Source organism: Clostridium sp. D53t1_180928_C8, assembly GCF_015667795.1.
Lineage (GTDB): Bacteria > Bacillota > Clostridia > Clostridiales > Clostridiaceae > Clostridium.
Genome location: NZ_JADPEL010000073.1, coordinates 1 through 11291 on the forward strand (window position 1 = coordinate 1; position 11291 = coordinate 11291).

At 28.2% G+C, this 11291-nt stretch carries 10 protein-coding genes and 1 other annotated feature; of the genes, 9 read left to right on the forward strand and 1 reads right to left on the reverse strand.

Features of this window, described 5'->3' with window-relative positions; genetic code table 11:
- Positions 1-90: 90 nt before the first annotated feature.
- From I4V51_RS19430 to hslO, 3 genes are all read left to right on the forward strand, one after another.
- Complete coding sequence (locus tag I4V51_RS19430) at positions 91-342, forward strand: small, acid-soluble spore protein, alpha/beta type (protein WP_195990093.1); 252 nt, start codon at positions 91-93, stop codon at positions 340-342.
- A gap of 126 nt (positions 343-468) precedes the next feature.
- Positions 469-1206: a class I SAM-dependent methyltransferase gene (locus I4V51_RS19435; RefSeq protein WP_195990094.1), complete on the forward strand. Its 738-nt coding sequence runs from the start codon at positions 469-471 to the stop codon at positions 1204-1206.
- A 16-nt stretch (positions 1207-1222) separates the two neighbouring features.
- A complete protein-coding gene (gene hslO / locus I4V51_RS19440; RefSeq protein ID WP_195990095.1) occupies positions 1223-2110 on the forward strand; it encodes an Hsp33 family molecular chaperone HslO in 888 nt (295 codons plus the stop codon).
- A gap of 507 nt (positions 2111-2617) precedes the next feature.
- On the opposite strand, the gene I4V51_RS19450 is transcribed toward hslO, so the two are convergent.
- Positions 2618-3313 carry a DUF6873 family GME fold protein gene (locus I4V51_RS19450; protein ID WP_195990097.1) on the reverse strand — a complete coding sequence of 232 codons (696 nt, stop codon included), beginning with the start codon at positions 3311-3313 and terminating at the stop codon, positions 2618-2620.
- A 143-nt stretch (positions 3314-3456) separates the two neighbouring features.
- On the opposite strand from I4V51_RS19450, the gene ytxC reads away from it, so the two are divergent.
- From ytxC to pheT, 6 genes are all read left to right on the forward strand, one after another.
- Positions 3457-4347: a putative sporulation protein YtxC gene (ytxC, locus tag I4V51_RS19455; protein ID WP_195990098.1), complete on the forward strand. Its 891-nt coding sequence runs from the start codon at positions 3457-3459 to the stop codon at positions 4345-4347.
- Positions 4348-4696: 349 nt separating this feature from the next.
- On the forward strand, positions 4697-6043 hold the full coding sequence (locus tag I4V51_RS19460) for a TrkH family potassium uptake protein (RefSeq protein WP_195990099.1): 1347 nt from the start codon (positions 4697-4699) through the stop codon (positions 6041-6043).
- A 10-nt stretch (positions 6044-6053) separates the two neighbouring features.
- Complete coding sequence (locus tag I4V51_RS19465; protein ID WP_195990100.1) at positions 6054-6725, forward strand: TrkA family potassium uptake protein; 672 nt, start codon at positions 6054-6056, stop codon at positions 6723-6725.
- Positions 6726-6736: 11 nt separating this feature from the next.
- Positions 6737-7528 (forward strand): RNA methyltransferase, encoded by a 792-nt coding sequence (locus I4V51_RS19470; RefSeq protein WP_195990101.1) that lies wholly within the window; start codon positions 6737-6739, stop codon positions 7526-7528.
- A 50-nt stretch (positions 7529-7578) separates the two neighbouring features.
- Positions 7579-7802: a binding site (T-box leader), on the forward strand.
- Between the two features lie 61 nt (positions 7803-7863).
- Positions 7864-8883: a phenylalanine--tRNA ligase subunit alpha gene (pheS, locus tag I4V51_RS19475; protein WP_195990102.1), complete on the forward strand. Its 1020-nt coding sequence runs from the start codon at positions 7864-7866 to the stop codon at positions 8881-8883.
- Positions 8884-8900: 17 nt separating this feature from the next.
- Positions 8901-11276 (forward strand): phenylalanine--tRNA ligase subunit beta, encoded by a 2376-nt coding sequence (gene pheT, locus I4V51_RS19480; RefSeq protein WP_195990103.1) that lies wholly within the window; start codon positions 8901-8903, stop codon positions 11274-11276.
- Positions 11277-11291: the final 15 nt, after the last annotated feature.

Below are 11291 nucleotides of genomic sequence, written 5' to 3' on the forward strand. Positions count from 1 at the left end.
TATAAATTGAAAGTGTAACAAAGTATTTTTTTGTATAAATATAAAGATATAGGAGAAAATATTTATATAAATTTCATAGGGGGAATTTTTATGAGTAAAACACCACTAAAGAAAATAATAAAATCAAAAATAAAAACAAATAAAGAGCTTACACCTGAGGAAAAGATGCGTGAAAAAATAAAGTATGAAATTGCAGCAGAATTAGGTTTAAGTGATAAGGTAGATACATATGGATGGGGTGGATTAACAGCTGAAGAAACAGGAAGAATAGGTGGTATAATGACTAAGCGAAAAAAAGAGTTAAAGTTACCTACTAATGATCAAATTTTAGGAAGAAAATAATAGATTGACTTAATATTCTATTACATAGTATTATAAAACTTAGAAATTTATTTCAGTATAGGAAATGCTACATTAATTTGGATTTTTTTCAAGGTTATAAATAAAGTAGGATAAGGGGGGAATAATATGGCGTATGGTGAATTCGCAAAAATATATGATGAGCTAATAAATGAAGATATTAACTATGATGAAATGGTAGAACGTATTTTAGAGATTTGTAGCTCTTATAATGTAGAATTAAACGATTATTTAGATATTGCTTGTGGTACTGGAAATGTAACTATAAGAATTGCTAAGTATTTTAAGAATATTTATGGAGTTGATTTATCAGAGGATATGTTAAGAGAAGCATTTGATAAATTTAAAGAAGCAAAAATAAAAGGAAAAATAATTTGTCAGGACATGACAGAACTTTCTCTAAATAGGGAGTTTGATTTAATAACTTCAGTATTAGATTCTACTAACTATATAACAGATTTAGAAGATCTTCAAAATTATTTCAGGGGAGTGCATAATCACTTAAAAACAAATGGATTATTTATTTTTGATGTCAATTCTTATTATAAATTGTCAGAGATATTAGGAAATAATATATATACATATAGTGAAGATGAAGTTTTTTATACTTGGGAAAATGTTTTTGAAGAAAATTTGCTTTCTATGTTTTTAACATTTTTTGTTAAAAAAGGAGAGCTTTATGAGAGATTTGAAGAAGAACATCTTGAAAGAGCGTATACTGAGCATGAATTAGAAGAGCAATTAGAAAAAGTAAATTTAGAGATTTTAGCTAAATTTGATGGGTATACTGAAAATTATGTACAAGCAAATACTGAAAGAATAGTATATGTAATAAAGAAAAAGTAATAGTTGGAGGAAAAATATGAGCGATAAAATTATTAGAGCAGTTGCAAAAAATGGAATGGTAAGAATAATAGCAGGGATAACTACAGACTTAGTTGAGGATGCTAGAGTAATACATGAATGCACACCGGTTGCATCAGCATCACTTGGAAGAATGTTAACTGCTGGGGCTCTTTTAGGAGCTACATTGAAATCATCAAATGAAGTAATGACTTTAAGAATTAATGGTGGTGGAGATGCTAATGGAATAGTTGTTACTGCTTATGAAGGTGCTAAAGTTAAAGGATACATTGGAAATCCTTATGGAGATATGCCACTAAATGCAAAGGGAAAATTAGATGTGGGTGGATATATAGGTAGAGATGGTAATTTAATGGTTATAAAGGATTTAGGGATGAAAGATCCTTATGTAGGGCAAGTACCTATACATTCAGGAGAAATAGCTGAAGATTTAGCTTATTACTTTACTGTATCTGAACAAACACCATCAGCAGTATCATTAGGAGTTTTAGTTGATAAAGATTATTCAATTAAAGTAGCTGGAGGATTTATAATTCAAATGTTACCAGATGCTGATGAATTTTTAGCTGATATAATAACTTATAGATTAGAAGAAATACCTTCTTTAACAACTATGTTAAACGAAGGAAAAAGTATGGATGATATATTAGATTACATATTTGGTGATATGGATTTAAAGATATTAGAGGAAATAAAACCAGAATTCTCTTGTAATTGTTCAAGAGAAAAGGTTGAAAAAGCATTAATTTCTATTGGTGAAAAAGATTTAAGAGAAATTTATGAAGAAGGTAAGAATGAGGAGTTAAAATGCCATTTCTGTAATAAGACATACGTATTTACTCCAGAGGAAATTGGTGGACTATTAGCTAATTCAAGTAAATCTTAATATTATAGAATTAAAAGCAGGCTATTTTGTAAACTGTCACCTATCAAGTAGATAGGGCAAATAATATAAAATTATGCTGCTAAGGTGTGGCTTCTATATTCAGTAGAAGTCATACCTTTTAATTTTTTTCTGCAATCTTTTCGTGTTATAAAATTATATGTATTCATTAATAGATTGTTCAAGTTCTTCAAAGATAGCAAACTTTTGGAGATAATACAGTTCGATTTTTAAAGCTCCCCCAAAAAGCTTCCATAGAGATGCTATCAATGCATCTAACCACTCTAGACATACCCTGTATCACATTAATTGTATTTAGTTTTAGATTGATATATTAGGTTTTCTTTGCATAATAAAATGCTCCCTCCATAGTAACAGTTTTTATTATTTTAACTATCTACTATAAAAGGAGTATATAAATTTTGAATAGCCTACTTTTTTGTTTATTATTAATATTTTAAGCTAAATACTAATCAACAATTACTTAATAGATACGTATTATATATGGAGTTAAAAAACAAGTAAACTACCTCTATCTATTAGTTTTGTATTATTAAGATATATAGGCTTAATATCATACTTATATAGGAAATTTTTCACTTCCTGACCGTAAGCATAATTATCTAGAGAGCCAAAGAATGCCATACACTCACTTGAAATCATACCTCCAACACCACCGATAAAACCATAATTAAGTCCGCTTAATTCTATATCGCCAAATGGTAATAACAAAATATCAAAATCTTCATTCTTTAATGTATTATATATACCATTATCGTTAGTTATAATTGCTTTTTCGCGTAATGGTAATATAGAGCATTTAGTATAACCTTGCTTTACATTTATTATTTTTTTATTTTTACAAAACTCTAAAATTTTTTTATCTGTAAATTTTAAATTATGTATTAAGTAATTATCAGTAATATAAGCATTAAGTGGTATGTTATTAGGATATTTTGAAGAAAGAGTACTACAACTTTCTATAAATTTTATGTTTTTTGTTTTTAAAAGTTCTTTAAAAGTTAAATCAATATTTTTATTAATAATTATAGTATTGGTATCAATTATATTTACTTGAATATCAGTATGCCCATCTATTGCTTTGTAAAGATTATTGTCTTTAGGGATTTTTATTACATCAAAATTAAGTTTTTTTAGTGAGTTTATTTCAGTTTCTGTAGTTCTATAGTCGACAAAGCATATCATTAATCTTCTCCTTGTTTAATTATATTTCTTATAACATATAAAATATTCATAAAAAAATCAATATTTTCTTAATAAGTGTACAGCCTAGGGAGTATATAGAAAGAATTTTAATACATACTAATATTAAGAAAGGAGTGAAATCCATGCTTGTGATAAGATTAGTGCATAATAATGATTTAGATTTAGTAAATGAATTACAAGAGCTTAGAGAACTATTAAAAAAGAAAAATATCACTATTGGTCTTGTAGAAAGCGGTGAAGGTGACTCACATTTGATCAAGATTATGTGCGATGAAGAGTGTTATAATGAAAAAGTTAAAAGAATGATATATTTATATATAAGCAATATTTTATACAATATAGTTATTGAGAAGTATAGAAAAAAAGAGCTTTTTAATTTTTTAACAGAAACTTATTTCTTTTTAAAACAAGATGAAATAATTGAAGTAGAAGATATGATTATGAAGGTTTTAAAAAGTGAAGAAAATTTAAAAGATGAAAAAATGATATATTGTATAAGTAAAATAAACTCTATAATAGAAAAAATAAAAACTTGCTTAGAAGAAAATGAAGAGATAAACATAAAAGGTTTTATAACCTTTAGAATGAAAGAGCTACGAGAAGATATAGAAGAAATTATTGATAAAGTAGTAGAAGAATATATGGTTGAAAAGGAATATAAAGAATTTGTAAAATTATTAAAATATTTTGTAGACATTCAAGAAAGTAAAATTGATAAAATTAATATTTATATTCATGAAGGCGGTGGATATGTATTAAAAGACGGCTATGGAAATGATGTTTTTAGTGATTTTATGAAAGAACTATCAGAATGTAGAATTGATACAGAAGCTAAAATAGAGGATATAATAATTAGTGGATTAATAACTAATGCGCCAAAGCAAATAATAATTCACCATAAGGAGAATTGTATAAATACTGAGTTTATAGAAACCATAGTTAATGTATTTGGTGACAGAGTATTTTACTGTGCAGGGTGTGCAAATTGTATGTCTTCCAAAATAAAAGTTTAATTTAAATAAAGATAATAAAATTGAAAAATTTAGGGTTGTTATAATTATAAGCAACCCTTTTATCATTTAAGTAAAGAAGTAGATTTTACAGAAGAAAACTGACTACTTACTTAAGTGCGTAGAAATATACTTTCTCTACATTCAAGCAACTCAATCATAGATTATATATTTTAGATCTTAATGCAAGATATACTAACTAAATACAAGATTTAGAGCTTAACTTAAATTTTAATATGGAATATCTATGAAAAGTAATATAAAGGTGGTAAAATACATGGTGAACTTCATAATAAAAAATGAGAAAAAGAACAAAATAATATCATAATTATTGTAATTAGGAGGTGAGGTAATGAATTGGAACTTCAAAAGAAATATTAAACTTAAAGGTGTTCAGATTTTAGCATTAGGATTTATATTAGTAATATTGACAGGAGCATTATTATTAACGTTACCTATATCTACAACAAGTGGAGAAAGCACTAACTTCTTAGATGCATTATTTACTTCTACATCAGCAGTTTGCGTTACAGGATTAATAGTAGTAGATACAGGTACATATTGGAATGCTTTTGGACAAACGGTTATAATGATTTTAATAGAAATTGGTGGATTAGGATTTATGTCTTTTACAACATTAATTGCTATTATTTTGGGTAAAAAGATTACTTTAAGAGAAAGACTAATATTACAAGATGCTATGAATACATTCAATATACAAGGACTAGTAAAAATGGTTAGGTATGTATTAGTATTTACTGTATCTGTACAGTTTTTTGGTGCATTATTATTTTCTACCCAATTTGTACCAGAGTATGGAGTAGGAAAAGGTATATTCTACAGTATATTTCATTCTATTTCTGCTTTTTGTAATGCAGGGTTTGATATATTTGGAAACTTCAGCAGTTTAACATCTTATAATTCTAATATGGTTGTAATAATGGTAGCATCTGCACTAATTATTATTGGTGGATTAGGATTTACTGTATGGAGTGAATTATATAGCAATAAAAGTATAAAAAAAGTTTCTCTTCATTCAAAGATGGTCATATTAATGACTACAGTATTAGTTTTAGGTGGAACAGTATTAATGTTCTTATTTGAGCATAATAATGCTAATACTATAGCAGATATGTCTTTTCTTGATAAGGTTATGAATTCATTTTTCGCAGCAGTTACACCGAGAACAGCAGGATTTAATAGTATTCCTACAGATGGTATGACTACAGCTGGACAATTTTTAACTATAATTCTTATGTTTATTGGTGGATCACCAGGTTCGACAGCAGGTGGAATAAAAACAACTACTATTGGTATTTTAATTGTAACTATAGTATGTGTTATAAGAGGTAGAGAAGACGCAGAAGTATTTAAGAAAAGATTCAGTAAAGATTTAGTATATAAGGCATTTACCTTAATATTTATTGGATTAAGTTTAGTAATAGTTGTTACTATGTTATTATCTTATACTGAAAAAGGTGCAAGTTTCATTGCGTTATTTTATGAAACAGTATCAGCATTCGGAACTGCAGGACTAACATTAGGATTGACTTCAGAGTTAAGTAATATAGGAAAATTATTAATAATTTTTATGATGTACTTAGGAAGAGTTGGTCCATTAACTGTAGTATTATCTATAACAAGAAAGAGAATAAACTCAGGTATTAAATATCCTGAAGGAAAAATTTTGATAGGTTAGGGGAAGAAAAATGGCAAATAATAAACAGTTTGTAGTTATTGGATTAGGTAGATTTGGAGAGTCAGTTGCTAAAACATTATATTCTTTAGGGCATGATGTTTTAGCTATTGATATGGATGAAGATTCTGTACAGGAAATTTCAGATTCTGTTACACATGCAGTTCAAATGGATGCAACAGATGAAAGTTCATTAAAAACTTTAGGGTTAAGAAATTTTGATGTTGCAGTAGTTACTATCGGATCAAATATACAAGCAAGTGTAATGATAACTTTATTAGTTAAAGAATTAGGAGTTAAATATATAATTGCAAAAGGTCAAAGTGATTTACATGCAAAAGTATTATATAAAATAGGTGCAGATAGGGTAGTATTACCAGAGAAAGATATGGGGGTAAGAGTTGCTCATAACTTAGTTTCTGCTAGCATTTTAGATTTTATTGAATTATCACCTGATTATAGTATAATGGAACTTAAAGTTTTAAATGAGTGGAGTGGAAAAACTTTAAAAGAACTTAAATTAAGAAGTAGTTATGGAATTAATATAATGGCAATTAAAAAAGGCGAAAGTATAAATATATCACCTAAGGCTGAAGATATATTAGAAGATGATGATATTATTGTTGCTATAGGATCAGCTGATGATTTAAGTAATTTAGAAGATATTCTAATTAGAAAAAAATAAGAGGTGAAAATTTGATAGTCATTGAAAGTAAAGACAATACATTATTTAAATACACAAAAAAATTAAAAGAAAGAAAGCACAGAGTAAAGGAAAATAAATATATCATAGAAGGTTTTAGATTAGTTCAAGAAGCTTTTAAGGCAAAGTGTAAAATTGAGTATGTAATAGTAAATGAAAATGGGAAAGTAAAATTAGATGATTATTTAAGTGAATATATGGATAGTATTAAGATATATGAAATGAAAAATGAATTATTTGCTCAATTATCTTCAACAGAAAATACACAAGGTATCATTGCTATAGCTAATATAAATAATTCAATAAGTGATATAAATGGAGATTTTTACTTATTGTGTGATAAAGTTCAAGACCCTGGAAACTTGGGAACTATTATTAGAACTGCTCATGCTGCTGGTGTAAATGGTATAATTTTAACTAAAGGAACAGTTGATATATATAATGATAAAACAATTAGATCAACAATGGGTTCTATATTTTATACACCAATAATTTATGATAATGATTTGACTTTATTAAAAAAGTTAAAGGATGATGGTTTTAGTTTAGTTGCTACATCTTTAGAAGAGTCAAAGAACTTTTTCGAAGAAAACTTAAGTGGTAAGGTTATATTATCTGTAGGAAATGAAGGTAATGGGATAAGCGAAGAAATTTTTCAATTAGCTGATAAAAAAGTTAAAATTCCAATGCCAGGTGGAGCAGAGTCATTAAATGTTGGTGTTGCAACTTCTATAATATTATTCGAAAAAGTAAGACAAAGTTTATGTAAAATAAATTTTAAATAAAGTATTGAAAAAAATATTGGATATTTGTATAATAAGTTGTAAATAAATATTGAAAGACAGTGAATGAGAAAGTAGATATAGTAGAGTATGCAGGGAGAAAAGACCTTAGACTGGAAGTCTTTTTATATAAAGTTATATTGAAGTTCCCTCAGGAGTCCTAACTGTGAAGTTATAGTAGTAGTTAGCGGTTAAAACCGTTATTTAATTAAGATGGGTATTTTATTATGAAATAAAATACCAATTAGGGTGGTAACGCGGATATTCCGTCCCTGTTTGGGACTGAATATCCTTTTTTTGCGCCAAATTTTATTAATCAATAAGAAGGGAGAATAAAAATGCAAGAAAAATTATTAGCAATTAAAGAAGCTGCTTTTAATGAAATATCTGCTGCTGAAAATAGTGGAACATTAGAAGAAATAAGAGTTAAGTACCTTGGTAAAAAAGGTGAGCTTACTACAATATTAAGAGGAATGGGTTCATTAACTCCAGAAGAAAGACCTATAGTTGGTAAATTAGTTAATGAAGCTAAAAGTGAAGTTGAGCAAAAATTAGAAGAGGTTGGAACTGCAATCAAAACTAAAGAAAAAAATGCTAAGCTTGCAAGTGAAATAATTGATATATCTCTTCCTGGAAAGAAAAATGTAATAGGTAAGAGACATCCACTTGATTTAACATTAGAAAGAATGAAGGAAATATTTATTTCAATGGGATTCAGCATAGAAGATGGTCCAGAGGTTGAACTAGATCATTATAACTTTGAAGCTTTAAATATTCCAAAGGATCATCCAGCTAGAAGTGAGCAAGATACTTTCTATATTAATGATAATATAGTTTTAAGAACTCAAACTTCTCCAATACAAATCAGAACAATGGAAAATCAAGAACCTCCAATAAAGATGATATCTCCAGGTAAGGTTTATAGATCAGATGCTGTAGATGCTACACATTCACCAATATTCTATCAAATGGAAGGGTTAGTAATTGATAAGGGAGTTACTTTTGCAGATTTAAAAGGAACTTTAGAATTATTTGCTAAGAAGATGTTTGGAGATAAGGTTGTAACTAAGTTCAGACCTCACCACTTCCCATTTACTGAGCCATCAGCTGAAATGGATGCAACTTGCTTCGTTTGTGAAGGTAAGGGATGCAGAGTATGTAAAGGAAGCGGTTGGATTGAAATATTAGGTTGTGGAATGGTTCATCCTAATGTTTTAAGAAATTGTGGTATAGATCCTGAAGTTTATAGCGGATTTGCTTTTGGATTCGGTGTAGATAGAATGGTTATGCTTAAGTATGGCATTGATGATATAAGAGGATTATACGAAAGTGATATGAGATTTTTAAATCAATTTTAATTAGGAGGTAAAGTAAGATGAAAGTACCATATAATTGGCTTAAGGACTACGCTGAAGTTAACGTAGATCCACATATATTAGGAGATAAATTAACTCTTTCAGGCTCGGCTTTAGAAGAGGTTATTATACAAGGTGATAATATAAAAAATATTGTTACTGGTAAAATTACTAAAATAGAAAAACACCCAGATGCAGATAGATTAAATGTTTGTCAAGTTAATATAGGTGCAGATGAAGAAATACAAATAGTAACAGCTGCAACTAATATGAAAGAACAAGATATAGTACCAGTTGCTCTTCATAAATCAATTTTAGCTGATGGAAGTGAAATCAAGAAAGGTAAAATGAGAGGGGTTGTATCTAACGGTATGTTCTGTTCTGAAGAAGAACTGGGAATTGCTGGAGATGAACCTGTTCATGGATTAATGATTTTACCTGCTGATGCTCCACTTGGAATGGATATTAAAGAATATTTAGGATTAAACAAAGCAATATTAGACTTTGAAATAACTTCTAATAGACCAGATTGTTTAAGCATTGTTGGTATGGCTAGAGAAACAGCTGCAACTTTAAGAACAGCTTATAAAATGCCAAACTTTGATTATACATCTAAATGTTCAGCAAATATAAATGATGAATTAAAAGTTGAAGTTAAAAGTAATTTATGTAGAAGATACATGGCTAGAGGCGTTAAGAATGTTAAAGTAATGCCGTCACCAGGTTGGATGCAAGAAAGACTTTTAGAAGCAGGTGTTAGACCTATAAACAATATAGTTGATATAACTAATTTTGTTATGTTAGAGCTTGGTCAACCAATGCATGCTTTTGATGCAAGACAAATAGAAAGTAAAAATATAGTTGTTGAAACAGCTCAAGATGGAGAAAAGTTTACAACTTTAGATGAAATAGAAAGAGAATTAGATTCAAGCATCTTAATGATAAAAGATGGTTCTAAATCTGTAGCTGTAGCTGGAATTATGGGTGGATTAAACTCAGAAATTCAAGATGATACTACAGAAGTAATTTTTGAATCAGCTAATTTTGAGGGAACTAATATAAGAGTAAGTTCTAAAAAGTTAAATTTAAGATCAGAAAGTTCTTCAAGATTTGATAAAGATATTGATCCAAATTTAGCAAAACTTGCAATAGATAGAGCCTGTGCTTTAATTTGTGAATTAGAATGCGGAGAAGTTATGGAAGGCACTATTGATGTTTATAACTCAGTAAAAGAAGAAGGTTCTATAACTGTAGATTCTAATTGGATAAATAAATTCTTAGGAACTGAAATTTCAAAAGAAGAAATGAAGAGTGCTTTAGATTCATTAGATTTAAAGACTACTATTAATGGTGATGATTTAGTTATAACTATACCAACATTTAGAATTGATATAGCTATAAAAGAAGATATAGCTGAAGAAGTAGCTAGAATTTATGGATATGATAAAATTCCTACAACTATATTTAAGGTTTCAACAGAGAGAGAACCAAAATCTAAAACTGAATTATTAAGTGATACAGTTATAGATATAATGGTAGGTAGTGGTATTAATCAATCTATCAGTTACTCATTTGTGTCTCCTAAGGTATTTGATAAAGTTAATATACCTCAAGAGAGCGAATTAAGAAATGTAGTTAAAATTAAAAATCCATTAGGTGAAGACTATAGTGTTATGAGAACAACAACACTTCCTTCAATGATGGAATGTTTAGGAAGAAACTATTCAAGAAATAACGATTATGTAAGATTATTTGAAATTGGTAGAGTATACATTCCTAACGAAGATGAAAGACAATTACCAACTGAAAAGAATATTTTAACAATTGGTATTTATGGAGATTGTGATTATTTAGATCTTAAAGGAATAGTTGAAAATGTAGTAGAGGGACTAGGTGTTAAGGCTAAATATGCAAGAGAAAGCGAAAATCCAAGTTATCATCCAGGTAAAACAGCAGCTCTTATGGTAAGAAATAAAAAGGCTGGTGTTTTTGGAGAAATACATCCAGATGTAATTGAAAACTATGGAGTAGACGTTGATTGTTATGTTGCAGAATTAGACTTAGATGCTTTATTTGAAGCTTCAAATACAAATAAGAAATATAAGGCATTACCAAAATTCCCAGCAGTAACAAGGGATATTGCATTACTTTGTGATGATTCTATATTAGTTGCTGATATAGAAGAAACAATAAGAAAAGCTGGTGGAAACCTAGTAGAAAAAGTTCAATTATTTGATATCTATAAAGGTGCACAAATACCAGAAGGAAAGAAATCTATAGCTTATGCAATAGCATATAGAGATGAAAAGAAAACTTTAGAAGATAAAGATATATCTAAAGTTCATGATAAAATTCTTAAAGCATTAGAATATAAGTTAGGTGCTGTTTTAAGATAATAAATATAATATAAT

Bases quoted from the DNA above. Each gene is read 5' to 3' on its own strand.
- I4V51_RS19430 (WP_195990093.1), top strand. From the start codon at position 91: ATGAGTAAAACACCACTAAAGAAAATAATAAAATCAAAAATAAAAACA.
- I4V51_RS19435 (WP_195990094.1), top strand. From the start codon at position 469: ATGGCGTATGGTGAATTCGCAAAAATATATGATGAGCTAATAAATGAA.
- hslO (WP_195990095.1), top strand. From the start codon at position 1,223: ATGAGCGATAAAATTATTAGAGCAGTTGCAAAAAATGGAATGGTAAGA.
- I4V51_RS19450 (WP_195990097.1), bottom strand. From the start codon at position 3,313: ATGATATGCTTTGTCGACTATAGAACTACAGAAACTGAAATAAACTCA.
- ytxC (WP_195990098.1), top strand. From the start codon at position 3,457: ATGCTTGTGATAAGATTAGTGCATAATAATGATTTAGATTTAGTAAAT.
- I4V51_RS19460 (WP_195990099.1), top strand. From the start codon at position 4,697: ATGAATTGGAACTTCAAAAGAAATATTAAACTTAAAGGTGTTCAGATT.
- I4V51_RS19465 (WP_195990100.1), top strand. From the start codon at position 6,054: ATGGCAAATAATAAACAGTTTGTAGTTATTGGATTAGGTAGATTTGGA.
- pheS (WP_195990102.1), top strand. From the start codon at position 7,864: ATGCAAGAAAAATTATTAGCAATTAAAGAAGCTGCTTTTAATGAAATA.
- pheT (WP_195990103.1), top strand. From the start codon at position 8,901: ATGAAAGTACCATATAATTGGCTTAAGGACTACGCTGAAGTTAACGTA.